The 23,703-nt window shown below is 68.5% G+C and carries 25 protein-coding genes, 1 tRNA gene and 1 pseudogene; 18 read left to right on the top strand and 9 right to left on the bottom strand.

Features of this window, described 5'->3' with window-relative positions; all coding sequences use genetic code 11:
• Window positions 1-38: 38 nt before the first annotated feature.
• The 3 genes from NPA30_RS10985 to NPA30_RS10975 form a co-directional block, all read right to left on the bottom strand.
• Window positions 39-635 carry a transglutaminase-like cysteine peptidase gene (locus NPA30_RS10985; protein WP_256802714.1) on the bottom strand — a complete coding sequence of 199 codons (597 nt, stop codon included), beginning with the start codon at window positions 633-635 and terminating at the stop codon, window positions 39-41.
• 601 nt (window positions 636-1,236) lie between these two features.
• The gene (locus NPA30_RS10980) at window positions 1,237-1,836 is read right to left on the bottom strand and encodes a PilZ domain-containing protein (RefSeq protein ID WP_256802713.1); all 600 of its coding nucleotides are present in this window, start codon (window positions 1,834-1,836) and stop codon (window positions 1,237-1,239) included.
• A gap of 64 nt (window positions 1,837-1,900) precedes the next feature.
• The gene (locus NPA30_RS10975) at window positions 1,901-2,260 is read right to left on the bottom strand and encodes a hypothetical protein (protein ID WP_256802712.1); all 360 of its coding nucleotides are present in this window, start codon (window positions 2,258-2,260) and stop codon (window positions 1,901-1,903) included.
• Between NPA30_RS10975 and NPA30_RS10970 the strand changes: the two genes are divergently transcribed.
• Window positions 2,259-2,927 (top strand): rhomboid family intramembrane serine protease, encoded by a 669-nt coding sequence (locus NPA30_RS10970; protein WP_256802711.1) that lies wholly within the window; start codon window positions 2,259-2,261, stop codon window positions 2,925-2,927. The genes NPA30_RS10975 and NPA30_RS10970 overlap by 2 nt on opposite strands.
• A 57-nt stretch (window positions 2,928-2,984) precedes the next feature.
• Complete coding sequence (locus NPA30_RS10965) at window positions 2,985-3,416, top strand: CBS domain-containing protein (RefSeq protein WP_256802710.1); 432 nt, start codon at window positions 2,985-2,987, stop codon at window positions 3,414-3,416.
• Window positions 3,417-3,451: 35 nt separating this feature from the next.
• Here NPA30_RS10965 and hisI read toward each other — a convergent pair whose 3' ends face one another.
• Together hisI and folE are read right to left on the bottom strand one after the other, a co-directional pair.
• Window positions 3,452-3,877: a phosphoribosyl-AMP cyclohydrolase gene (gene hisI, locus NPA30_RS10960; RefSeq protein ID WP_256802709.1), complete on the bottom strand. Its 426-nt coding sequence runs from the start codon at window positions 3,875-3,877 to the stop codon at window positions 3,452-3,454.
• Window positions 3,878-3,881: 4 nt separating this feature from the next.
• Window positions 3,882-4,499, bottom strand: coding sequence for a GTP cyclohydrolase I FolE (gene folE / locus NPA30_RS10955; RefSeq protein ID WP_256802708.1), 618 nt, complete (start codon window positions 4,497-4,499; stop codon window positions 3,882-3,884).
• 172 nt (window positions 4,500-4,671) lie between these two features.
• On the opposite strand from folE, the gene NPA30_RS10950 reads away from it, so the two are divergent.
• On the top strand, window positions 4,672-5,130 hold the full coding sequence (locus NPA30_RS10950) for an iron-sulfur cluster assembly scaffold protein (protein WP_256802706.1): 459 nt from the start codon (window positions 4,672-4,674) through the stop codon (window positions 5,128-5,130).
• Between the two features lie 18 nt (window positions 5,131-5,148).
• A pseudogene (yidD, locus tag NPA30_RS10945) lies at window positions 5,149-5,406 on the top strand (membrane protein insertion efficiency factor YidD); the annotation flags it as partial.
• Window positions 5,407-5,459: 53 nt separating this feature from the next.
• On the opposite strand, the gene NPA30_RS10940 reads toward yidD, so the two are convergent.
• Window positions 5,460-5,996 (bottom strand): ricin-type beta-trefoil lectin domain protein, encoded by a 537-nt coding sequence (locus NPA30_RS10940; protein ID WP_256802704.1) that lies wholly within the window; start codon window positions 5,994-5,996, stop codon window positions 5,460-5,462.
• A gap of 262 nt (window positions 5,997-6,258) precedes the next feature.
• Here NPA30_RS10940 and thrS point away from each other — a divergent pair, with 262 nt between their 5' ends.
• On the top strand, window positions 6,259-8,268 hold the full coding sequence (thrS, locus tag NPA30_RS10935) for a threonine--tRNA ligase (protein WP_256802703.1): 2,010 nt from the start codon (window positions 6,259-6,261) through the stop codon (window positions 8,266-8,268).
• Window positions 8,269-8,292: 24 nt separating this feature from the next.
• Here thrS and NPA30_RS10930 read toward each other — a convergent pair whose 3' ends face one another.
• The gene (locus NPA30_RS10930; RefSeq protein WP_256802701.1) at window positions 8,293-9,447 is read right to left on the bottom strand and encodes a hypothetical protein; all 1,155 of its coding nucleotides are present in this window, start codon (window positions 9,445-9,447) and stop codon (window positions 8,293-8,295) included.
• Window positions 9,448-9,601: 154 nt separating this feature from the next.
• Between NPA30_RS10930 and NPA30_RS10925 the strand changes: the two genes are divergently transcribed.
• The 3 genes from NPA30_RS10925 (at window position 9,602) to NPA30_RS10915 (ending at window position 12,035) form a co-directional block, all read left to right on the top strand.
• Window positions 9,602-10,180: a nitroreductase family protein gene (locus NPA30_RS10925; RefSeq protein ID WP_256802700.1), complete on the top strand. Its 579-nt coding sequence runs from the start codon at window positions 9,602-9,604 to the stop codon at window positions 10,178-10,180.
• On the top strand, window positions 10,180-10,806 hold the full coding sequence (locus NPA30_RS10920) for a flavin reductase family protein (RefSeq protein WP_256802699.1): 627 nt from the start codon (window positions 10,180-10,182) through the stop codon (window positions 10,804-10,806). The genes NPA30_RS10925 and NPA30_RS10920 overlap by 1 nt, the downstream gene beginning before the upstream one ends.
• Before the next feature lie 95 nt (window positions 10,807-10,901).
• On the top strand, window positions 10,902-12,035 hold the full coding sequence (locus NPA30_RS10915; protein WP_256802698.1) for a DUF2336 domain-containing protein: 1,134 nt from the start codon (window positions 10,902-10,904) through the stop codon (window positions 12,033-12,035).
• A gap of 20 nt (window positions 12,036-12,055) precedes the next feature.
• Here NPA30_RS10915 and NPA30_RS10910 read toward each other — a convergent pair whose 3' ends face one another.
• Window positions 12,056-12,829, bottom strand: a complete 774-nt coding sequence (locus tag NPA30_RS10910) for an NAD kinase (protein ID WP_256802697.1) — start codon at window positions 12,827-12,829, stop codon at window positions 12,056-12,058.
• A gap of 181 nt (window positions 12,830-13,010) precedes the next feature.
• Here NPA30_RS10910 and NPA30_RS10905 point away from each other — a divergent pair.
• A tRNA-Thr gene (locus tag NPA30_RS10905) sits at window positions 13,011-13,085 on the top strand.
• A gap of 142 nt (window positions 13,086-13,227) precedes the next feature.
• On the opposite strand, the gene NPA30_RS10900 is transcribed toward NPA30_RS10905, so the two are convergent.
• On the bottom strand, window positions 13,228-14,673 hold the full coding sequence (locus NPA30_RS10900; protein ID WP_256802696.1) for an aldehyde dehydrogenase: 1,446 nt from the start codon (window positions 14,671-14,673) through the stop codon (window positions 13,228-13,230).
• A gap of 108 nt (window positions 14,674-14,781) precedes the next feature.
• Here NPA30_RS10900 and NPA30_RS10895 point away from each other — a divergent pair, with 108 nt between their 5' ends.
• From NPA30_RS10895 to NPA30_RS10855, 9 genes are all read left to right on the top strand, one after another.
• Window positions 14,782-15,723: a LysR family transcriptional regulator gene (locus tag NPA30_RS10895; protein WP_256802695.1), complete on the top strand. Its 942-nt coding sequence runs from the start codon at window positions 14,782-14,784 to the stop codon at window positions 15,721-15,723.
• Between the two features lie 189 nt (window positions 15,724-15,912).
• On the top strand, window positions 15,913-17,622 hold the full coding sequence (locus NPA30_RS10890; RefSeq protein WP_256802694.1) for a thiamine pyrophosphate-requiring protein: 1,710 nt from the start codon (window positions 15,913-15,915) through the stop codon (window positions 17,620-17,622).
• Window positions 17,623-17,657: 35 nt separating this feature from the next.
• Window positions 17,658-18,635, top strand: a complete 978-nt coding sequence (locus NPA30_RS10885; RefSeq protein ID WP_256802693.1) for a catechol 2,3-dioxygenase — start codon at window positions 17,658-17,660, stop codon at window positions 18,633-18,635.
• A gap of 3 nt (window positions 18,636-18,638) precedes the next feature.
• Window positions 18,639-19,370: a PIG-L deacetylase family protein gene (locus NPA30_RS10880; RefSeq protein ID WP_256802692.1), complete on the top strand. Its 732-nt coding sequence runs from the start codon at window positions 18,639-18,641 to the stop codon at window positions 19,368-19,370.
• Window positions 19,370-20,041, top strand: coding sequence for a 4-carboxy-4-hydroxy-2-oxoadipate aldolase/oxaloacetate decarboxylase (locus NPA30_RS10875; RefSeq protein WP_256802691.1), 672 nt, complete (start codon window positions 19,370-19,372; stop codon window positions 20,039-20,041). The genes NPA30_RS10880 and NPA30_RS10875 overlap by 1 nt, the downstream gene beginning before the upstream one ends.
• Window positions 20,034-21,113, top strand: coding sequence for a 4-oxalomesaconate tautomerase (locus NPA30_RS10870; protein ID WP_256802690.1), 1,080 nt, complete (start codon window positions 20,034-20,036; stop codon window positions 21,111-21,113). The genes NPA30_RS10875 and NPA30_RS10870 overlap by 8 nt, the downstream gene beginning before the upstream one ends.
• On the top strand, window positions 21,113-22,006 hold the full coding sequence (locus NPA30_RS10865) for an NAD(P)-dependent oxidoreductase (RefSeq protein WP_256802689.1): 894 nt from the start codon (window positions 21,113-21,115) through the stop codon (window positions 22,004-22,006). The genes NPA30_RS10870 and NPA30_RS10865 overlap by 1 nt, the downstream gene beginning before the upstream one ends.
• 88 nt (window positions 22,007-22,094) lie before the next feature.
• Window positions 22,095-23,129, top strand: a complete 1,035-nt coding sequence (locus NPA30_RS10860) for a TRAP transporter substrate-binding protein (RefSeq protein WP_256802688.1) — start codon at window positions 22,095-22,097, stop codon at window positions 23,127-23,129.
• Window positions 23,129-23,701: a TRAP transporter small permease gene (locus NPA30_RS10855; RefSeq protein WP_256802687.1), complete on the top strand. Its 573-nt coding sequence runs from the start codon at window positions 23,129-23,131 to the stop codon at window positions 23,699-23,701. The genes NPA30_RS10860 and NPA30_RS10855 overlap by 1 nt, the downstream gene beginning before the upstream one ends.
• Window positions 23,702-23,703 lie beyond the last annotated feature (2 nt).

The raw sequence follows: 23,703 nt of genomic DNA, 5'->3' as shown, positions 1-23,703 counted from the left end.
GGCGACCCCCGGGCAGCGTGGCCCGGGCGGCGCCTGTCTCAGCGGACGCTGCCGACCAGGATGTCGCGATCGTCCGCGATGCTGACCCATTTGGCCGAATTGCGATCCGACTGCCGCTTCAGATAGCGGTAGTCCGTATCCGACCAGTTCAGAACCCGGTCCTCGAGATTGTCGAGGATGAAGTCGCCCTTGTCGGTGCTCACCGTCAGCACCGCGTGGCCGTCGCCGTTCGGCTGCAGGACGACGGTGATCAGGAGCGCCGAGCGCGGGAAGCCCGCCTGCTCCAGCATATACTGCTTCAGGAGCGCGAAGTCTTCGCAGTCGCCGACGGTCGTCGGATAGGACCAGACTTCCGGTCGGCCCCAGATTTCCTGGTCGGTCTCGGGATAGATGCTGGTGTTGACCGTGTTGTTCACCTGCACGATCTGCTTCCAGGTGGCGTTGGTCAGTCGCACCACGCCGACTTCGCGATTGACGCCGCATTCGCTGGCGTAGTGCTCGCAGAATTCGTAATGGCCGACGGGTTGCGAGGTGGCGCCACGAACCGGCATCTGCAGGCTCTTGGCCGCGGCAGCGGTCGGCACGGCCAGTGCAAGGCCGAACAGGGCCGCGGCAATCATCTGCAACTTCGTCATGACTGTCCCTCCGAATGTAGAGGGACTATGACAGACAGCTTTTACTTCAGCGCGAAGCTAGGACCGGCAATTAAATTCAAATTTGAGCGGAAATACTATGACCAATTCGAGTAGAACACCCGCAGCTTTTGACTCGGATTTCGTGCGCGACGGCAAGAAGCGGTAAAGGATCGGCGCGCGGCCGGCGGCGGCCAAGCGGCCAGGTCATCGCAAGCGTGTACGAACGGACTGCGGCCGGCGACGGCCCAGCCGGCGCCGGCTCGTCTTGACCGGGCGCTGGAGCGCGGCGCGGAGGCTGCGTGCGATCAAGGGGCGCGATCGACGGAGAGGGTGCCGCACCCCGTGCGCGACGATCCGCAGTTTTCGGGTCGCGTCGCGAAGGACGGGCAGGGCAGCGGCCTACGGATTGGGGGGCGGACGTGAGAGCTCGAACGCGTCAGGTCGCCTCGCCTGGCACGCCCCCGCGGGAGGCGCGGTGCGACGGCGTACGAGGAGGCTCGAGCCGACCAAGGGACGACGCCGACGTTCTTTCGGTTAAGGGAGCCCGTGCGGGCATTCGTCCGGACGTCTCACCCGGTCGGATGCGAGACGTCGAACGGAATCAGAGCTGGCCGTTCTCCAGCGCCTCGCGCGACTGAACCACGGCGAACTCGATCGCGTAGCCATCCTCGAGATGACGCACCACGCGGCCGGAGGTGCTGCCGAGGACGACGCGAGTGCCGACGGCCGGCCGGGTCGCCGACTGCACGGCGGCGCCCGACAGCGACAGATCCATGATTCGGACCTCGTAGCGCCGGCCGTCGTCGAGGAGGACCTGCGTGACGGGATCGCGCGGCGCGATACGCTCATGGCGCCGATCTTCGGGCAGCGACAGCTCGTGCCGGTTGGCAAGCCAGGTGAGCTGGGCAGCGAGCTTGGATCGCTTGCGGTCGGTGGCGCGCAGGCTCGCTGCGAAGCCGCCGGTGAAGGTGTGCGTCACCGCCCCTTCCAGTCGTCCGATGTGGTCGACGTAGAAGATCACGCGCTCGTCGTGGCCGGGCACGATCGGCGTCTCGACCACCACGCTGCCGGGCGACATCTGCTGGACGCGGCAGGCGTATTCGGAGTGGTCCGTCAACATGAAGCGGCCGAGAAGATCGACGCCCACCGCCTGAAAGCGCATATCGTCGGCAGTCTCGTTCGCGATCGGCAGGGCTTGCATCAGGCGTCACCAATCAAAGCGGGCACAGACCTTGGTTCCTACACCACGTCTTATGCACAGGGTCTTAATGTCCGCTGGACGCGTCACCGGGCGCAGTCACGGTTGCGAAAGCTTCGTTCTGCGCGATTAAGCATGATTTCACTGCGTGGTTGCACTGCTCGAGCCGCCAGCGTAACCAGATACCGTGTTCGGACGTGTCCTGCCACAGCAGCAACCGGCGCTCCCCGACGTGTGAGAGCGCCTCCTCAGCCGCCGCCGGTTTCCGGCGCGCGGCTTTCTTTTTGCCCGACATCGCCTCTATCGCAGAGGTGAACGCCAGCAAGGAGCGCACCGCCATGCATGACCCGATGCGGCAACGGCCGGCGATGCCGACGCGCGCCACCCCGCCGCCCGCCTTCAACGCGCCGGCGGTGGTGCTCTTCATGCTGGCTGCCTTTGCGCTGGTTCAGGCCGTGCGCAGCTGGTGGCTCGGGCCGGCGGACGACATCCTCCTCGTCGCCGATTTCGGGTTCGTGTCCGGTTGCTACACGGCATCTTCGGATCTGTGCGCCATCCGCGCCGCCGGCGCGGCTCTGTGGTCCCCGTTCACCTACGCGCTCCTGCACGGCGACTGGATGCATCTCGGCACCAACGCGATCTGGATGCTGGCCTTCGGCACCCCGGTCGCCCGGCGTCTGGGCACGCCCCGGTTTCTCGCCTTCTCGGTCTTCGGCTCGCTCGCCGGTGCGCTCCTCTTCTTCGCGCTCAATCCCGCCCTCATGGAGCCGGTGATCGGTGCCTCCGGCATCGTCTCGGCGCTGATGGGCGGCGCCTGCCGCTTCGCCTTCAGCCGCCAGATGCGTCACGGCCGCCTGGAGGCCCACCCGCCGCTGCTCTCCATCCGTGAGGCGCTCTCCGACCGCACGGTGCTGGTCTTCGTCGTCCTGTTCTTCCTGACCAATGCCGTGGTCGGCGCCGGCCTCGGCGGCTTCCTCGGAGCACCGGGTGCGGTGGCGTGGGAAGCGCATCTCGGGGGCTTTGCCTTCGGCTTCCTGCTGTTCCGGCTCTTCGATCCCGAACCGCCGGCGATGCGTGCCGCTCCCGACCTCTGAGCTTGCGGAACGATCGAGACCGACGCACCATGGCCTCCGGGAGACAGGGAGGCTCGAATGAACGTCGGCAACATTCTGGAAGAGAAGGGCCGGGACGTGGTGACGCTGCGTCCGACGGTGACGATCGGTGAAGCCATCGGCGTGCTCGCCGAAAAGCGGATCGGTGCGGTGGTCCTGACGGACGAGGCCGGAGAGGTCGCCGGTATTCTATCGGAGCGCGACGTGGTGAGGATCCTGGCGGCCAAGGGTGCCGAGAGCTTCCAGGAGACCGTCGCGGACGCGATGACACCGAAGGTGGTCACCTGCGGCGAGGCCACGACGCTGGACGAGTTGATGGACATCATGACCCGCGGTCGCTTCCGCCACGTCCCGGTGCTGCAGGACGGCCGGCTCGCCGGCATCGTCTCGATCGGCGACGTGGTGAAGCGGCGGATCGAGACCGCGGAGCGCGAGGCGGAGGAGATCCGCCAGTACATCGCGACGGCCTGAACGCCGGGCCGCTGCAATCGGCGACGGCGCCCGGCTCAGTCCTTGAGCAGGGTCCGCCCGTCGCCGCCGACATCGACGCGGCGATAGAAGCAGGTCGGCCGACCGGTGTGGCAGGTGTCCTCCGGCTTGAGGACGTCGACCCGCAGCCAGATCGCATCCTGGTCGCAGTCGGTGCGGATCTCGCGCACGCTCTGCAGCGCGCCCGAGGTCTCGCCCTTCTTCCAAAGCGCCTGGCGCGAGCGGCTGAAGTAGTGCGCGGTGCCGGTCCGGATCGTCATGTCGAGCGCCGTGCGGTCCATATGCGCCACCATCAGCAGCGCGCCGGACGCGAAGTCCGTGACGACGGCGGTGACGAGGCCTTTGTCGTCGAAGCGGGGTGTCAGGCGGGCGCCTTCCTCCAGCACCTTTCGATCCGCGGACGGCGGCTCGAAGCGTTCGCCGTTTCCGAGACTGTCGGACACCACCTCAGCGTCCGCGCACGAGCGACAGGAAGCGCGCCTGCTCGGCCGCCTCGCGGAACGTGCCGCGGAAGGAGGTCGTCAGCGTGCGCGATCCGCGCGTCCTGACGCCGCGCATCGCCATGCACATGTGCTCGGCTTCGAGCATCACGGCGACGCCCTTCGGACTGACCGCCTCGTCGATGGCGTCGGCGATCTGCGCCGTCATCGCCTCCTGGGTCTGCAGCCGCTGCCCGAAGATCTGCACGACGCGCGCCATCTTCGAGAGGCCGACCACCCGGTTGCTCGGCAGATAGGCGACATGGGCGTGGCCGATGATCGGCACCATGTGGTGCTCGCAGTGGGAATGGAAGTCGATGTCGCGCACGAGCACGATGTCGTCGTAGCCGGCCACCTCTTCGAAGGTCCGCGACAGCGTCTCGTGCGGATCGACCGCGTAGCCCGCGAACATCTCCTCATACGCCTTCACGACGCGAGCGGGCGTCTCGATCAGTCCCTCACGCGTCGGATCGTCGCCGGCCCACCGGATGAGGGTCGCGACGGCCGCCTCGGCTTCCTCGCGGGTCGGACGCTTGGCGTCCGCCGCCTCGGCGATGCTTGGGTGCCGTGCGATGATGGCGTCCATGCTGCTGCTCCAAAGTCACGGGCCACGACCCGCGGAAGCTCGACACTGCCCCGCCGCAGGACATCCCGCTTTCGGCCGGCACGTCTTCCGGTCGTGTGCCTCGCTGCCTATATGCACATCGAGGCGGCGGATTGTTAGACTGCCGCGCCTGTAAAGGAAACCGGGTGAGATCGTGATCGACGACGTCTACAACGCACGCATCCTGGAACTTGCCGGCAACATCCCCCGGATCGGCCGGCTGGGCGCGCCGGATGCCAGTGCCACGGCCCATTCGAAGCTCTGCGGCTCGACCGTCACCATCGACCTCGTGCTGGTTGACGGTGTGGTCAGCGATTTCGCGCACGACGTGAAAGCCTGCGCTCTCGGTCAGGCCTCCTCCTCGGTGATGGCCCGCAGCATCGTTGGAGCGACGCCGGACGAGCTGCGCGCGGTGCGCGGAACGATGCTCGCGATGCTGAAGGAGAACGGCGCGCCGCCGACCGGCCGTTTCGAGGACCTGAGATATCTTGAGCCGGTGCGCGACTACAAGGCGCGGCACGCCTCGACGATGCTCACCTTCGACGCGGTGGTCGATGCGCTGGACCAGATCGAGGCGAGAGCCGGCAAGGCCGGTGCGAGCGAGGCGGCGTGACCGCGGCGATCCGCATCGATGCCGGCGAACAGCTCCCGCAACTACACCGGCCCGTGGCCGAAGACGCCGGGGCGACTCGTCGGCGTCGGTCTCATCCGGCTCTACCAGCTGACACTGTCGCCGCTGGTCGGCAGTCACTGCCGGCACCTGCCCACCTGTTCTGAATATGGCTACGAGGCGATCGCCCGGCACGGCCTCCTGCGCGGCGGCTGGCTGACCGCACGGCGTGTCGCGCGCTGCGGCCCCTGGGGCACGCATGGGATCGACAACGTCCCGCCGCAGTGACGCCTGCGTCGGAGGCGTGGCATCGCCGCCGATGCGACAGAGCGTCAGTAGCCGGGCATGTTGAACCGCTGATTCTCGCTGTCCTGGCAGTTCCACAACAGAAGCTGCGAACCCGCGCCGACACGGCCGTTCGCAATGTCGAGGCACTGCCCGCCGGACGTCAGCATGTAGGGGTGAACGTTCAACAGGCAGTATTGCCCCAGACACTGCCTGATCTTCCACTGCTGGTTCTGCTGCCCGTGGCAAGTCCACAAACCAACGCGGTCGCCCGGCTGGGACGGCCGCCCGGAGCTGCCGACGTAAGCATCCACGCACAGGCCGCCGATCTGCAGGAGCCCGGTGTCGGCGTCGTAGACGAACTGCTGGTTGGCCCCACCATGGCATGGGTAGCTTTGAATCAGCACGCCGGGTCGGAAGTCGCCCCTGGGCACGTCGAGGCAATAGGTTGACCCGCCTCCGATCGCGCTGCGGACCGTACCTGCGACGGGGCGCGCCTCTGCGGCTCCGATCGCGAGAAGCAGACTGGCCGCGCTTGCCACGAAAGTCTTGTAGAGTGGCTGACAACGCACCGTGTTACGCATGCAACTCCTCCCGAAGACGCGAATTTTTCGTATTACATTCCCTAACGGAATGCAAACGCGTTGCTCACTCGGTTTGTCTTCGACGGCCCCGTGGCGCAGTCGTCAGCGAGGCTGGTCCAGGGCCGAAAAAGTCCGATCCGATCGGGTTGCTGGGAACCGCCATCATTTTCTATATGGACGCGCACGGCCGGCGCTGCTTCGCCCGCCGCTTCAATGCCACCCGCGCTCGTAGGCGGGATTGGCCGCACGGAGAGAGACTGCCATGGCCGACGCCATCACCCTTGAGTTTCCCGACGGATCCCGCCGCGACTATGCCGCCGACGCCACCGGCGCCGACATTGCCGCCGGCATTTCCAAATCCCTCGCCAAGAAGGCGGTGGCCTATGCGCTCGACGGCGAGGTCCGCGACCTCGCCGACCCGGTGCGGCGGGCCGGCCGCATCGAGATCGTCACCCGCGACGATCCGCGCGCGCTGGAGCTGATCCGCCATGACGCCGCGCATGTGATGGCCGAGGCGGTGCAGGAGCTGTGGCCGGGCACGCAGGTGACGATTGGGCCGGTCATCGAGAACGGCTTCTACTACGACTTTGCGCGCGACACGCCCTTCACCCCCGACGACCTGCCGGTCATCGAGAAGAAGATGGCCGAGATCATCCGCCGCAACGCGCCCTTCACCAAGGAGGTCTGGTCGCGCGAGGAGGCCAAGCGCGTCTTCGGCGAGAAGGGCGAGCGCTACAAGGTCGAGCTCGTCGACGCGATCCCCGAGGGCGACGACGTCAAGATCTACCGGCAGGGCGAGTGGTTCGACCTCTGCCGCGGCCCGCACATGGCCTCCACCGGCCAGGTCGGCGAGGCCTTCAAGCTGATGAAGGTGGCGGGCGCCTACTGGCGCGGCGACTCCTCCAACGCCATGCTGACCCGCATCTACGCGACGGCCTGGGCGACGAAGGAGCAGCTCGAGTCGTATCTGCACATGCTGGAGGAGGCCGAGAAGCGCGACCACCGCCGGCTCGGCCGCGAGATGGATCTCTTCCACTTCCAGGAGGAGGGGCCGGGCGTCGTGTTCTGGCACGGGCGCGGCTGGCGCATGTTCCAGGCGCTCGTCAGCTACATGCGCCGCCGCCTCGACCTCGAAGGCTACGAGGAGGTCAACGCGCCGCAGATCCTCGACAAGTCGCTCTGGGAGACCTCCGGACACTGGGGCTGGTACCAGGAGAACATGTTCGCGGTGAAGTCGGCCCATGCCTTCACCCATCCCGAAGACGAGGAGGCTGACCACCGGGTCTTCGCGATCAAGCCGATGAACTGCCCGGGCCACGTGCAGATCTTCAAGCACGGCCTGAAGAGCTACCGCGATCTTCCCATACGGTATGCCGAATTCGGGAACGTCCATCGCTACGAGCCGTCGGGTGCTCTGCATGGCCTGATGCGGGTGCGCGGCTTTACGCAGGACGATGCGCACATCTTCTGCACCGAGGAGCAACTGGCGGCCGAGTGCCTGAAGATCAACGACCTGATCTTGTCGACCTATGCCGACTTCGGCTTCGAAGAGGTGGTGGTGAAACTCTCGACCCGGCCCGAGAAGCGCGTCGGCTCGGACGAGAGCTGGGATCATGCCGAGGCGATCATGAGCCGGGTGCTGGAGACCATCGCCCAGCAGTCCGGCGGGAAGATCAAGACCGGGATCCTGCCAGGCGAGGGGGCCTTTTACGGGCCGAAGTTCGAGTACACCCTGAAGGATGCGATCGGCCGCGAATGGCAGTGCGGCACGACGCAGGTGGACTTCAACCTGCCGGAACGGTTCGGCGCCTTCTACATCGACAAGGATTCGGAGAAGAAGCAGCCGGTGATGATCCACCGCGCGATCTGCGGCTCGATGGAGCGCTTCCTCGGCATCCTGATCGAGAACTATGCCGGCCATCTGCCGCTGTGGTTCGCGCCGCTGCAGGTGGTGGTGGCGACCATCACGTCGGACGCGGACGATTATGCGCGCGACGTGGCGGCCGCGCTGAAGCGGGCCGGCCTGACGGTCGAGACGGACCTGCGCAACGAGAAGATCAACTACAAGGTCCGCGAGCACTCGCTCGCCAAGGTCCCGGTGATCCTCGTCTGCGGCAAGCGCGAGGCGGAGGAGCGGACGGTCAACATCCGCCGCCTCGGCTCGCGCGACCAGGCCTCGCTGACCCTCGCCGAGGCGGTGCACGCTCTGTCACAAGAGGCGGTGCCGCCGGATCTCCGCCGGCAGGCGGAGGCGCGGCAAGCCGCGGAGTAGCGCGCCGGAAGGGGCGCCGGACTGTCAGTCTCCCGAGCCGGCGTCCGGATCCTGCGCGCTGGCGACGTCCGAGGTCAGCACCTCGACGTCGGTGTTGACGCCCGGCTCCACGACGAAGTCGCGCTGGTAGATCCGATCCTTGTTCTTCGCCACGATCAGGTACTCGCCTTCGGCCAGTACCATCGTGGGGAACGCGCCGACGCTTTCGCGCACCACGTCTCCCGACATCGTCGAGATCGACCAGGCGGTGTCGGCGATCGCCTCGCCGCCGTGTTCGCGCACCAGCTTCATCGTCAGCCGCGCGGCGTGATGCTCGAGCGTCGCGCGGGTGATCTTGCCGGCCTCGACGCGGATGTCGGCGCGAATGACCGCGTTCACCGACCCGTAGTTCGAGACCACGTGGTAAAGCCCGGCATTCAGCCGCACGATCGCATCCGGCGGCACGTCGTTGGCGATCAGCCGGCGATCGTGCTCGTCCTTGGCGTCGCTGTAGATGTCGAACCGCAACTGGTCGGGCGGGATCGTGCCGCCGTCCCCGCATGTCGCGTCGAGCTTGAGGCCACCGGCGTCGAGCACCACCACCTCGCGCTTCTGCAGCCCTTCGAAGCTGATGCGCTTGGTCAGGCCGGCATGGCCGAACTGCGCGTAGAGGACGTAGTCGCCGGGTGCCAGCGTGAAGGTGGCGGGGCCGCCGCTCGCCGTCGCCACCAGCGGCAGCTTGCCGTCGATGCCGGTGATCGGGGAGAACACCCGCCAGACGACGCCGCTCGGCACGGTCGGGCCGTCCGTCTGCAGCCGCGGCTCGAGCACGAGCGTCTCGCGCGAGCGCAATGACTGCGGTGTCGGCGTCGCCAACGGCGCGTAGGCGGGCAGTCCCGGCAGCGACAGGTCCGGCGGCACCAGCTTGGCCGGCGGCTTCGGCAGGGCGATCGGATCGAGGTGGTCGAGCGGACGGCGCTGCGGCGCCCCCACGCTTTCCGCCGAAGGGACGAGGTCGCCCGGAATGGCCGATGGCGAGGCATAGGCGCCGGGCTGTTCTTCCTTGCCGCCGCCGAACAGGCCGAAACCGCGCTCCAGCAGAGAGGCGCCGCCGCCATGGCCGTCGCCGTGGTCCTGCGCGGCGACCGGCTGCACCGCCGCACCAATGACCAGACCTGCGCCAAGGATCAGCGCCCGCACGTCGCCCCCTTTCGAACCATTTCCGAAGACCGGCAGTTGAAGGCCTTTTGCTTGACGATTTCAAGGCGTTCGGCGATGCCCGGCGGCACCGTCAACATCCGCTTGCCATTGTCGGCGCTCCCGCTAGCCTTCGCCGACGTCCAACGAGGCCCTCATGACCGACGCCCTGACCGCGCTCGCCACCCGGCGCTCCATCCCCATCCCGGCGCTCGCCGCGCCGGCGCCGGAGGGCGCCGTGCTCGATCGCATCCTCACCATCGCCGCGCGCGTGCCCGATCACGGCAAGCTCGCGCCCTGGCGCTTCATCCTCTACCGCGGGGCGGTGCGCGAGGCGGTGGGCGAGGCTCTGCTGCGGCTCGTCGAGGCGCGCGACGCGGAGATCACAGACAGCCGGCGCGCAGCCGAACGCGGACGGTTCGCCCGGGCGCCGCTGGTCGTCGGCGTCGTCTCGACGGCCCGGCCGCACGTGAAGATCCCGGAATGGGAGCAGGTGCTTTCGGCGGGCGCGGCGGCGATGAACCTGATCCACGCCGCTCACGCGGCGGGATTTGCCGCCAACTGGGTGACCGAGTGGGTCGCCTATGACGAGGAGGCGAAGGCCGTGCTCGGCATCGCCCCGGACGAGAAGGTGGTCGGCTTCGTCCATATCGGCACGCCGTGCGAACCGCCTTCGGAGCGTCCGCGTCCCGAACTCTCCGCCATCGTCCGCGAAGCGCAGGCTCCGGCCGCCTGATGTTCTACGCCACCGACGCCGACGACCACGGCCTGCCGCACGACCCGTTCAAGGCGATCGTCGCTCCGCGGCCGATCGGCTGGATCTCGACCCGCGCCCGGGATGGCTCGGTCAACCTGTCGCCCTACAGCTACTTCAACGCGCTCAGCGACGACCCCAAGCTCGTGATGTTCTCCTCGTCCGGCTTCAAGCACTCGGCCGAGTTCGCCATCGAGAGCGGCGAGTTCGTCGCCAATCTCGCGACCGGCCCGCTGGCACGGGCGCTGGTGAAGAGTTCGGCGCCTGCCGAGCGCGGGGTCAGCGAGTTTGCCCTCGCGGGCCTCACCGAGGCGGCGTGCCGCCTGGTCAAAGCGCCGCGCGTCGCCGAGAGCCCGGCGGCCCTCGAATGCCGCGTCACCGAACACTTCGTTCCGAAGAGCCTGAGCGGCGAGCCGAGCGCGAACCACGTGGTGATCGGTCAGGTCGTCGGCATCCACATCGACGAGGCGATCCTGCGCGACGGGATGATCGACATGGCGCTCGCGCAGCCGCTGTCGCGGCTCGGCTATCTCGACTACGCCGTCACCGACAGCGTTTTCCCGCTGCGCCGCCCACGCACCCATGACGCAAGCGATCCGTGGCTCTGACGCGTCCTCCCGGCGGGAAGACTGCCTTATGGTAAACGGCTCGTAAACCATTCCCTGCGATGGTCTGCCCATGTTCAGTCGGCGAAGGCCCGGGAATGATCGTCCAGCGTTTCCTCCAGTGGTGCGACATCAAGACGGCCACGCAGCGCGCCGAGGGCGTCGCCAAATTGGCGACGGCCTTCATCTGCGAACGGATCGCGGACGCCGACCGCCTGGAGGTCGAAGCGGTCCTGACGCTGGCGACCGAGGACCCCTCGCCAAAGGTGCGGCTGGCGCTCGCCGCGGCGCTGGCGGCATCGGCGAAGGCGCCCCGCGCCGTCATCGCCGCGCTGGCGCTGGACATCGAGCCGGTGGCCGCGCCCGTGATCGCGGGCTCGCCCCTCCTGTCGGAGTCGGAGCTCCGGCAGATCGCCCGATCGGGAAACGAAGCTCTGCAACTCGCGCTCGCCGCACGCCGGGATCTCTCGGACGCGCTCGTCGACATTCTCTCGGCACGCGGCACGCAGGCCGTCTGCCTGCAGCTTCTTGCCCATGATGATGCCGAGTTCGGCGCCGCCGCCCTGTCGACGCTGGTCGAGCGCTGGTCCGGCGATGCCTGTGTACGCAGCGCTCTCACCGCGCGCCGCGACCTCTCGGCTGCCGCCCGCAACCGCCTCATGAGCGCCGCCGCCGCCGATCTCGGTGCCTCGCCCTTCCTGCGCAACGTGCTCGGCGCCGAGCGGTCGCAGCGGGTGGTCGGCGAGGCGCGCGAGCGGGGCACGCTCCGGATCGCGGCCGAAGCCGGGCCCGACCTCGGCAGCCTGATCGAGGAGCTGCGCACGAGCGGCCAGCTGACCACGGCGTTCCTGATCCGCGCGATCTGCGCCGGTGACGTCGATCTCTTCGCTGCCGCGCTCGTCGCGCTCAGCGGCAAGTCCTATCGGCGGGTGCGAGCGATCGTGGTCGAGGGGCGGTCCGGCGCCTTTGTCGCGCTGACCGAGGCGGCGGGCCTGCCGGCGTCATCCGCGGCACTGCTGCGCCGGGCGGTGCAACTGTGGAAGCAGGCCGCTGCCGTGCAGACGAGCGATGCCCCGGGTGTCGCCGCGGACGTCCTGCGCCAGCTTCTGGCGGAGACGAATGGAGCGGAAGGCGTATCGGACGAAGCCGCCGATCTTCTGCAGCGCCTCGCCAGCGAAGCCTCGAACGAGGATGCGCGCCACCGGGCCTGGGGGCTCGCCGCCGCCGCCTGACCTGACCGACCCGGCGAAGCTCAGTAGCGGAATTGCTCGGCGAGGATCCGCTCGTCCCAGGAGTGGTCGCGGTCGAAAAGGATCGTCGCCGTCACGCTCGCCGATTCGCGCACCGTCACGGTGGTGATCGACTTCACCTCCATGTGGTCGGCGACCGCGTTCAGCGGCCGCTTGTCGGCCTCGAGCGCGTCGATCGTCACCACCTGTCGGTTCGGCAGCAGCGCGCCCCGCCAGCGGCGGGGGCGGAAGGGGCTGACCGGGGTCAGGGCGAGCAGCGGCGCATCGATCGGGATGATTGGCCCTTGCGCGGACAGATTGTAGGCGGTCGAGCCGGCCGGCGTCGCAACCAGGACGCCGTCGCAGGCGAGATCGTCGAGCCGCACCTTGCCGTCGATGCTGATGCGCAGGCGCGCCGCCTGGTGCGACTGGCGAAACACCGACACCTCGTTGATCGCCAGCGCCTGGTGATGCTCGCCGTCGCAATCGCGCGCATGCATCTCGAGCGGGCGGATCTCGTTGCGCACCGCGCCCTCCAGCCGCTCGCGCAGATCCTCCTCCCGGAAGTCGTTCATCAGGAAGCCGACGGTGCCCTTGTTCATGCCGTAGATCGGCTTGCCGCTCGCCATGAAGCGATGCAGCGTCTGCAGCATGAAGCCATCGCCGCCGAGGGCGACGACGATGTCGGAGTCCTCCGGCCGGTCGTTGCCGTAGAGGGCGGCCAGCCGCCGCGCGGCGTCCTGCGCCTCGGGCGCGTCGCTGGCCACGAAGGCGATGGAGGTGAACGAGGTCGGCATGAGCCTCCCGGGGAACGCTGGACGGGCTCTGGCTAGCACAGCCGAGCGGGGGGCGATAGTTGAGGCGACGACGCGCCGCGGGCGGCAGCCGGCGGCGCGGAGTGGAGCCGCTGGATCCGCAAGCGCGCGCCCGGAATTTCCCGCTGCCTTCGCCGCCGCTTTCGTGCTAGTCGCGGGTCGGGCCGGTTTAGCTCAGCGGTAGAGCAGCGGTTTTGTAAACCGAAGGTCGGGGGTTCAATCCCCTCAACCGGCACCAGCCAGTGCACAGCAACCTTCAAGCCGCGCCGAGCGCGGTGACCTCGGGCGGCGCCTGGGCAATGACCGATGCCGCAGCTTGTGGCCGGCCGTGAGGCAACGACGTCGCAAAGTCGCCAGAAAACCTCGCGACGTCAGCTCGCCTAGAAGGGATAGTGCTGGTGCGGGTCCTCGACCGTGATCCAGCGCGTCTCGGTGAAAAACTCGATGCCCCAGCGTCCGCCGAAGCGGCCGTAGCCGCTCGCCTTGACGCCGCCGAACGGGATCTGCGCCTCGTCGTGCACCGTCGGGCCGTTGATGTGGCAGATGCCGGTTTCCAGGCGCTCTGCGACCCGCATCGCGCGCTGGATGTCGCGGCTGAAGACGGCGGAGGAGAGACCGTATTCGGTGTCGTTCGCGACGCGCACCGCCTCGTCCTCGCCGTCGACGCGGATGATCGACTTCACCGGGCCGAAGCTCTCCTCGGCATAGATGCGCATCTGCGGCGAGACGCCGTCGAGGAGGGTGGCCGGAACGATGGCGCCGTCGCGCGTGCCGCCGGCGACGAGTTTGGCGCCCTTCTGCGTCGCATCGGCGATCAGCTCGTCCATGCGCGCCGCCGCGCCCTCGTCGACCAACGCGCCTAGCACCACATGGCCGCGCGGATTGCCGGACGGCAGCGCCTTCGCCTTGGCCGAGAGCTTCTCGACGAAGGCGTCGGCGACGCGCGCGTCGACGATCAGCCGCTCGGTCGACATGCAGATCTGACCCTGATTGGCGAAGGCGCCGAAAGCGGCAGCATTCACTGCCGCGTCGATGTCGGCGTCGTCGAGCACGATCAGCGGGGCCTTGCCGCCGAGCTCGAGCAGCACCGGCTTCAGGTGGCGCGCCGCCGTCTCGGCGATGATCCGGCCGACCTTGGTCGAGCCGGTGAAGGAAATCCGCTTGACCGCCGGTGCCTCGATCAGTGCCGCCACCACCTCCGGCGCGTCGGCGGGCGCATTGGTCACGACGTTGACCACGCCCTTCGGGATGCCGGCCTCGACCAGCACCTTGCCGATCAGCTGGTGGGTGCCCGGGCAGGCTTCGGAGGCCTTGAGGATCACCGTATTGCCACAGGCGAGGGGGGTGGCGAGGGCGCGGGTCGCCAGGATCACCGGCGCGTTCCAGGGCGCGATGCCGAGCACCACGCCGGCGGGACGGACCATCGCCATCGAGAGGCAGCCCGGCTTGTCCGTCGGGATCACCTGGCCGGTCAGCTGCGTCGTCAGCGCCGCCGCCTCGCGCAGCATGCTGGCGGCCAGCATCACGTTGAAGCCGGCCCAGGGACCGGTCGCCCCGATCTCGGCGGTCATCAGCTGCGCGAAGGTGTCCCGCCGCGCCTCCATCGCGTCGGCCGCGGCGAGCAGCAGACGCCGGCGCTCCGTCGGGCCGAGCTGGCTCCAGGCCGGGAAGGCGGCCGCCGCCGCATCTACGGCCGCCAGCGCATCCTCGACTTTCCCGGCCGCCGCTGTGGTCGCCACGGTGCCGGTGACCGGGTCGTGCCGCTCATAGGTCGCGCCGGCGACGGCACCGCGCTCTTCGCCGGCAATCAGAAGACCGATGTCCATGGAAAATCTCCTCCTCCAAATTCGCGGGCATTCAGTCACAGCGTGCCGCTTGAAGCAATTGAAGGCTTTTGGAACATTGATGCACCTGCCTCATCAATCAGGTGTTCAATGCGTGTCGATCTTCTTGGCCTCGAGGCCTTCTTTTGCATCGCCGACCGCGGCAGTTTTCACCGGGCTGCCGCCCACCTGAACCTGTCGCAGACCGCCCTCAGCCACAGGATGCGCAAGCTGGAGGAGGATCTCGGCGTCAAGCTCTTGGCGCGCACCACCCGCCAGGTGTCGCTGACGCCGGCGGGGGTCGAGCTCCTGCCGACGGCCCGCCGCATCCTGACCGACCTCGACGGCACCTTCGAGAGCCTTCGTGCCAAGGGCAGGGAGCGCCAGCAGCACCTGACCATCGGCTGCCTGCCGACGCTTGCCACCAACGTCCTGCCGGGCATGCTCGCGCGGTTTGCAGCGACCCATCCGGACGTCGCGCTGCACGTCCTCGACCATTCGGCCGCCGAGATCACCGAGGCGGTGCAGACAGGCGAGGCGGAGTTCGGCATCACCATGGTGTCGGCAGCCCGCTTCGATCTGGAGATCACGCCGCTCCTCAAAGAGAGTTTCTTGATCGCCTGCCCGAGCGAGCATCCGCTGGCGAAACAGGAGAACGTCTGCTGGTCCGATCTCGGCGATGCGCCGGTCGTCCGCGTCGGCCGGCAGACCGGCAATCGCGCGCTGATCGACGAGGCGCTCGGCACCCTGCGTGAGAGTGTGCGCTGGCAATACGAGGTCCAGCACCTCACCACCGCGGTGAGCTTCGTGCGCGCCGGGCTGGCACTGGCCATCCTGCCGGAGTTCGCGCTCGCCGCTTCGCAGCCGGAGGGGATCGTCACGCGTCCGCTCCGCAACCCGTCGCTCTCCCGCCCCCTCGGCATCCTGTCGCGCAAAGGCGTGCCGCTGTCCACGGCCGCCGATGCCTTGCTCGCCCTCGTCGCAGCAGGCTTCAAGGCCGAGGACGAGCGTCGGCGCCATCGTCGCCGAGCAATGACGTCGGGCGTCGTTTGATGTGCTGCATGCATGAAAAGCCAAATTAATCTCATTTGTCTCATCGACCCGCGGGCCGTAGGTCTGAGGCTGAAGGGCGCGTGACGCCAGGCTGAGAAGACCGGGCGGAGGAGGCTCGCTTCGTCAGGAACGCCGGGACGAGCCGCGAGGCGATGTCGGGCACGCGCAAGGCCGGGGAGGGCCGGAGGCATGCGACAGACGACTTCGAGCGAGATGACGGCGGGCGCCGTGCTCCTCGGACGCCTGAAGACGGTCGGCGTCGACTACATCTTCGCCAATTCCGGCACCGACTTCCCGCCGATCATCGAGGGCCTCGCCGAGGCAATGGCCAAGGACGTGCCGTTGCCGCAGGCCGTGGTGATCCCGCACGAAAATGCCGCGATGGGCATGGCGCATGGGTACTTCCTCGCGACGGGCCGGGCGCAGTGCGTGATGGCCCACACCAATGTCGGGCTCGCCAACTGCGCGATCGGTGCGATCAACGCCGCCACCGAGCATGTCCCCGTCCTCCTGATGTCAGGCCGCACGCCGGTGCTGGAATCCGGCCGTCTCGGCGCGCGCACCGTGCCGATCGGCTGGGGCCAGGAGATGCGCGACCAGGCAGCGCTCGTGCGCGAGGCCACGAAGTGGGACTACGAGCTGAAATTCGCCGAACAGGCCGCCGAGGTGGTCGACCGCGCCCATGCCGTGGCGAACTCGACGCCAAAGGGACCGGTCTATGTGAGCCTGCCGCGCGAGGTGCTGTGCGGCACCTGCGCGGCGCCCGATCCCGATGCCGGCGGGTCGAGCATCGCCCCGGCGCACACTGCACCTCACCCGCAGGCGGTCGCCGAGGCCGCGGCCCTTTTGGCGAAGGCCGAGAGCCCGCTGATCATCGTCCAGCGCGGCGCAGGAACGACCGAGGCGTTCGGCGCGCTTGCCGATCTCGCCGACCGCTGGGGCATTGCGGTGTCGCAGTATTGGGCGATCCAGCTCGGAGTCGCCACGGACCATCCGATGGCCGCGGGCTCCGATCCAGGCCAGCTCCTCGCCGAGGCCGACGTCATCGCGGTGATCGACTGCCTCGCGCCGTGGTCGCCCGAGATCCATGCGCTGAAGCCCGGCGCCAAGGTGATCCATCTCGGACCGGATCCGCTCTACGCCCGCTTCCCCGTGCGCAACTTCCGCGTCGACCTCGCGCTGACCGGGGAGACCGGCGACGCCATGCTCGCACTGGCGGCTGCGCTCGACGCTCACGCTCTGCCGGACCGCGCGCCGGAGCGGCGCGAACGAATCGCCGCGGCCAACGCGGCAACCCGCGACAAGGTCCGCGCCGCGGCACTGGCCGGGCGCGACGGGCTGATGACGAAGGCTTATGTGAGCCACTGCCTCTCGGAGGCCATCGCGGATCATGACGCGACCGTGCTCTCCGAGCTCGGCTGTCCGCTCGATCCGCTGGAGCTCCGCACGCCAGGCAGCTGGTTCCAGGAACCGCATTCCGGCGGGCTCGGCTGGGCGTTCCCGGCAGGTCTCGGCATGCAACTCGCGAACCGGGACAGGCTGATCGTCGCGACGATGGGCGACGGCTCCTACATGTTCGCCAATCCGGTCGCCTGCCATCAAATCGCCGAGGCGCTTGGCCTGCCTCTGCTGGTCCTCGTCCTCAACAATCGGGAGTGGGGTGCGGTGCGCCAGTCGGTCCTCGGCGTCTATCCGGACGGCTATGCCGCCAAGGCTAACACGATGCCGCTCACCTCGCTGGAGCCGACGCCCGACTTCACCAAGGTCGCCGAGGCGAGCCGCGCCTGGACGGCCCGGGTCGACGAGGGCGACGCACTGCCGGGCGTGCTCACCGAGGCGATCCGCCAGGTGCGGGAGAATAAACGCCACGCGCTCGTCGAGATCCGCATCCGACCCTGACCGGGCGGCGAGGCAATAAGGGAGGAACGGGGACGATGAACGAGCCCTGCTACGACGTCGCCCATCTCGGGCATGTCGAGATCTACACGGACAAGCCGGAGGCGAGCCTCGACTTCTTCGTCAACGTCTACGGGCTGACGGAGAGCGGCCGCGAGGGCGACTCGGTCTATCTCAGGGCCTGGGACGACTACGAGTTCCACACGCTCAAGCTCACCGCCTCGAAGAGCACCGGCATGGGCCATGTCGGCTACCGTGCGTCCTCGCCGGCCGCGCTCGAACGGCGCGTCGCTGCGATCGAGGCGATGGGCTGCGGCATCGGCTGGGTGGACGGCGACCTCGGGCACGGCCCGGCCTACCGCTTCCACGACCCGGACGGCCACGTCTTCGAGCTCTATTACGACACCGTCGACTACGTCGCGCCCGAGGCGGAAAGGCCGGCGCTGAAGAACATCGCCCAGCGCTATCACGGCCGCGGCGTCGCGGTGCGCCGGCTCGACCACTTCAACCTTCTCGCCCGCGACGTGTCGAAGATCCGCGACTTCATGGTCGGCGCGCTCGGCAGCCGGGTGACCGAGCAGATCCAGCTCGACAACGGCCGGCTGGGCGGTTGCTGGTTCACCGTCAACAACAAGGGCTACGACGTCGCCTTCACCGAGGACCATTCGGGCGGGCAGGCGCGGTTTCACCACGTCACCTACGCGGTGGACAGCCGCGAGGACGTGCTGCGCGCCGCCGACATCTTTCTCGAGAACGGCGTCTTCATCGAGACCGGACCGCACAAGCACGCGATCCAGCAGACCTTCTTCCTCTACGTCTACGAGCCCGCCGGCAACCGCGTCGAGGTCGCCAATGCCGGCGCGCGGCTGATCCTGCGGCCGGACTGGCAGCCGGTCACCTGGACCGAGGCCGAGCGCCGGAAGGGCCAGGCCTGGGGCCTGAAGACGATCGAGAGCTTCCACACCCACGGCACGCCGCCCGTCGATCCGGGCGCGGCCAAGACCGGGAGGACCTGAGAGATGGCGAACAAGACCGCGCTGGTGATCAGCGCTCATTCGGCCGACTTCGTCTGGCGCTGCGGCGGCGCCATCGCGCTGCACGGCAAGCGCGGCTACGACGTCACCGTCGTCTGCCTGTCCTATGGCGAGCGCGGCGAGAGCGCCAAGCTCTGGAAGGCATCGGACGCCACGCTCGAGGGCGTCAAGGCCGCGCGGCGGACCGAGGCGGAGAACGCGGCCCGGGCGCTCGGGGTCGCCGACATCCAGTTCTTCGACTGCGGCGACTATCCGCTCGAGCTCGACCGCGAGGCGAAATTCCGCCTCGTCGACGTGATCCGCAAGGTGCAGCCGGCCTTCATGCTGTCGCACTCGCTGGACGACCCGTACAACACCGATCACCCCTACGCGACGAAGGTCGCGCTGGAGACCCGCATGGTCGCCCAGGCCTGGGGCCACGAGCCGGGCCAGACGGTGCTCGGCGCCCCGCAGCTTTATCTGTTCGAGCCGCACCAGACCGAGCAGTGCGGCTGGAAGCCCGACACCATCCTCGACATCACCGAGGTCTGGGAGGCCAAGAAGGCGGCGATCGAGTGCATGGAGGGCCAGCAGCACCTCTGGCACTACTACACCAATGTCGCCGAGAACCGCGCCAACCAGTTCCGCCGCAACTCCGGCGGTCAGGCCGGCGGGCGCGAGGCGAAGTATGCCGAGGCCTTCCAGTCGATCTTTCCACGCACGGTGGACGAACTCTGATGGCGACCGTCGTGCAGACCGTTCCGCGCGCCGACGCGGCCACCATTGCAGGCCTTGCCGAATGCGGCGTGGCCACGGTGCACGAGGCGCAGGGCCGGCAGGGCCTGCTCGCCTCCTACATGCGGCCGATCTATTCCGGCGCGCGGCTCGCCGCCTCGGCCGTCACGATCTCCGCGCCGCCGGGCGACAACTGGATGCTGCATGTCGCGATCGAGCAGCTCCAGGCCGGCGACATTCTCGTGCTCGCACCGACCAGTCCCTGCGAGGACGGCTATTTCGGCGATCTCCTCGCGACCTCGGCGCGGGCGCGCGGCGGCGTCGGGCTGATCATCGATGCCGGCGTGCGCGACGTGCGCGATCTCACCGAGATGCAGTTCCCGGTCTGGTCGAAGGCGGTGTTCGCGCAAGGCACCGTCAAGGAGACGCTCGGCTCGGTCAACGTGCCGGTCGTCTGCGCCGGCGCGCTGATCCATGCGGGCGATGTCGTCGTGGCGGACGATGACGGCGTCTGCGTGGTGCGGCGCGAGGCGGCGGCGAGCGTGCTGGAGGCGGCGAAGAAGCGTGTCGCCGCCGAGGAGGAGAAGCGCAAGCGGCTGGCCGCCGGCGAACTCGGCCTCGACATCTACGCGATGCGCGAACGGCTGGCCGAGAAGGGCCTGACCTATGTCTGAGACGCTCGAAGCGCCGGCTGCGACCGGCGTGCGCTGCATGTGGATGCGGGGCGGCACCTCGAAGGGCGGCTACTTCCTCGCCGACGATCTGCCGGCCGACAAGGAGGCGCGCGACGCGCTCCTGCTGCGGGTGATGGGCTCGCCCGACCCGCGCCAGATCGACGGCCTCGGCGGTGCCGACCCGCTGACCTCGAAGGTCGCCGTGGTGAGCCGGTCGGAGCGCTCTGACGCGGATGTCGACTACCTGTTCCTGCAGGTCTTCGTCGACAAGCCGATCGTCACGGAGTCGCAGAACTGCGGCAACATCCTCGCGGGCATCGGCCCCTTCGCCATCGAGCGCGGCCTCGTGGCCGCGCAGGACGGCGAGACGGTGGTGCGGATCTTCATGGTCAACACCGGCCAGATCGCCGTCGCGACGGTTCGCACGCCGGGCGGCCGCCCGGACTACAGCGGCGAGGCGCGCATCGACGGCGTGCCCGGCACGGCCGCGCCGGTGCCGCTCGCCTTCGAGGACACCGAGGGCTCGTCCTGCGGCGCGCTGCTGCCGACCGGCAATGCGGTCGACAGGATCGACGGCGTCGAGGCGACGCTGATCGACAACGGCATGCCCTGCGTCATCCTCGCCGCGTCAGACTTCGGCATCACCGGCGCAGAGTCCTGCGACGCCCTCGACGCGAACGAGGATCTGAAGGCGCGGCTTGAATCGATCCGCCTGCAGGCGGGGCCGATGATGAATCTCGGCGACGTCACCGCGAAGTCGGTGCCGAAGATGACGCTGGTGTCGGCGCCCAGCGCCGGCGGGTGCATCTCCACGCGCAGCTTCATCCCGCATCGCTGCCACAGCGCCATCGGCGTCTTCGCCGCCGTCAGTGTCGGCACCGCCTGCCTTCTGCAGGCGGGCCCGGCCGCGCGGCTGGCGGTGCTGCCGCACGGCGAGGGGCGCAAGGCGCTTTCGATCGAGCATCCGACCGGCGAGTTCACGGTCCTCGGCCGGCCGGGCACCACCCGCGTGGTCGAGGACGTCGCGGTGCTGCGCACGGCGCGCAAGCTCTTCGACGGCGTGGTGTTCTGATGGTCGGCTTCATCGCCTTCATCGGGTTCGGCGAGGCGGCACGGGCCTTCCACCGCAGCCTCGCGGCGATCGATCCGTCCTTGCGCTTCACGGCCTACGACCGGCTGATGGAGGGCGAGGGTGCCGATGGCGCCTTCGCCCGCGGCGTCTGCGCCGCCGGCGTGCGGCCCGCAGTGTCGGCCGAGGCCGCCGTGGCACCGGCCGACTGGATCTTTTCCGCCGTAACCGCGGACCAGAGCCACGTGGTGGCCGAGGCGATCGCGCTGCATCTGCGGGCAGGGCAGGTGGTCTTCGACATCAATTCGGTCTCGCCCGGGCGCAAGCGCTCCAATGCGGCGACGATCGAACGCTCCGGCGCGCATTACGTCGACATGGCGGTGATGGCGCCGGTGGAGCCGCGTCGGCACCGCACGCCGGTGCTCCTCGCGGGCACCGCGGCCGGAACGGTCGAGCCCGAACTGCGCCGGCTCGACTTCGACTATCGCCTGCTCGGCAGCGAGCCGGGTAGCGCCACGGCGGTGAAGATGGTGCGCAGCGTCTTCGTGAAAGGGCTCGAGGCGATCACCGTCGAGACGCTGCTCGCGGCCGAGCGCTCGGACTGTCTGGAGATCGTGCGGGAGTCGCTCGAGCGCTCCTTTACCGGGCTGGATTGGTCTCGGTTCCCTCAGTATCAATTCGACCGCACCTTGGTGCATGGGCGCCGGCGCGCGGCGGAGATGCGGGAATCAGCGGCGACCTTGGACGCCCTGGGGCTGTCCGGCGCTCTGGCGTCGGCCATCGCCGAGGTGCAGGATCGCATGGGCGCGGTGGGAGCCGCGGACTTCGATCGGACGGACTTCGAGACCCTGCTGCCGCAGGTCGCGGCCGCACGGGTGCGGGGAGCGGGAGACTGACGCGAGGCGGCCGACCAACCGGCTGGCCGTGCGGGGGAGACGATCACGGCACCATCGTGCCGGACGAAGCAGGAGGAGGAGGACTTCAATGAAGAGACGTGACTTTCTCACGATCGGGGCAGGGGCTCTCGCCGCGCCCGTGTTCATCCGCAACGCGTTCGCGCAGACGCCGGAGGTGACGCTGAAGATGCATCACTTCCAGGGACCGAAGGCGCCGTCCCAGGTGCGCATGATGGAGCCGTGGGCGAAGAAGATCGCCGACGACTCGAACGGTCGCATCAAGATCGACATCTACCCGTCGATGTCGCTCGGCGGCTCGCCGGGCCAGCTCTTCCGTCAGGCCGCCGATGGCATCGTCGACATCATCTGGGTGGTGAACGGCTACTCGCCGGGCCTCTTCCCGCGCACCGAGGTGTTCGAGCTGCCGACCATCTTCACCAACAACATCGCGGCGACGAACCTCGCGATGGCCGACATGTTCGAGGAGTATATCGCGCCCGACTTCGAGGGCGTGAAGAACCTCTTCCTCCACGTCCACGGCGGCCAGGCGATCCACATGGTCTCCGAGCCCGTGCACACGATCGCCGACACCAAAGGCAAGAAGCTGCGCGTGCCCGGACCAACCGGCAACGCCGTGGTCGCGGCCATGGGTGCGACGCCAGTGACGATGCCGGTGCCGGACCTGCCGCAGGCGCTCTCCACCCATGCGGTCGATGGCGCGCTGATCCCCTGGGAGATCATCCCGGCGCTGCAGCTGCAGGACTTCACCCAGTACCAGATCGAGGGACCGGACAAGACGCGCTTCGGCAACACGACGTTCCAGGTGTCGATGAACGAGGGGGTCTGGGAGGATCTGCCCGAGGACCTGCAGGAGGTGATCTCCAACAACTGCGGGCCGGACTGGCTGCGCCAGTGCGCCGCCGTCTGGCGCCAGAACGACGAGGACGGGATCAAGAAGGCGATCGACTCGGGCAACGAGTACATCGTGCTGACCGAAGCGGAGATGAAGACCTTCAACGACGCCTTCGAACCGGTGATCGAGCAGTGGATTGCCGACCATCCGGACCTCGACGGACGGGCGCTGGTCGATACCGCGCGCCAGACCATCGCGAAGTACAGCTGATGTCGCAGGAGGCTTCGGCTCCCCAGCCGGGCGCGACGGGCCTCGCGGCAAGGATCGTCATGATCCTTGCCGCAGCCATTCGCTACTGGGCGCTTCTCGGCGGCCTGCTGATCACTGCGCTCGCGCTGCTGACCACCTACAGCGCGCTCGCCAAGCTCCTGTTCGACGCGCCTTTCGCAGCCGACTACGAGCTCGCCAAATACATGACGGCGATCGCCATCTTCACCTTCCTGCCGTACTGCCAGCTGACCGGCGCCAATGTCACGGTGGACATCTTTACCGAGGGCATGAGCGCTCCGGCCAAGGCGGCGATGGCGATGTTCTCGGCGCTGTTCGCGGTCGCCTTCTCGATCCTCCTCCTGCGCCAGATGTATTTCGGCTTCCAGAGCTACATGCGCTTCACCGAGGTGACGCCGGTCTTGAAGCTGCCGATCTGGACGGCGTTCCCGCCCATCCTCTTCTCGCTTTTCCTGCTGTTCGTCGCAGCCCTTGTCACGCTGGTCGACGGCGTTCGCGTGATGCGCAAGCAGGAGCCGTACGTCCATCCCTTCACCGGCCAGCCGATCGAGTAGCG

This window comes from Mangrovibrevibacter kandeliae (assembly GCF_024519155.1).
GTDB classification, from domain to species: domain Bacteria; phylum Pseudomonadota; class Alphaproteobacteria; order Rhizobiales; family Rhizobiaceae; genus Mangrovibrevibacter; species Mangrovibrevibacter kandeliae.
The sequence above is the reverse complement of the archived record's forward strand: the minus strand, read 5'-3'. Positions and strand labels throughout refer to the sequence as shown.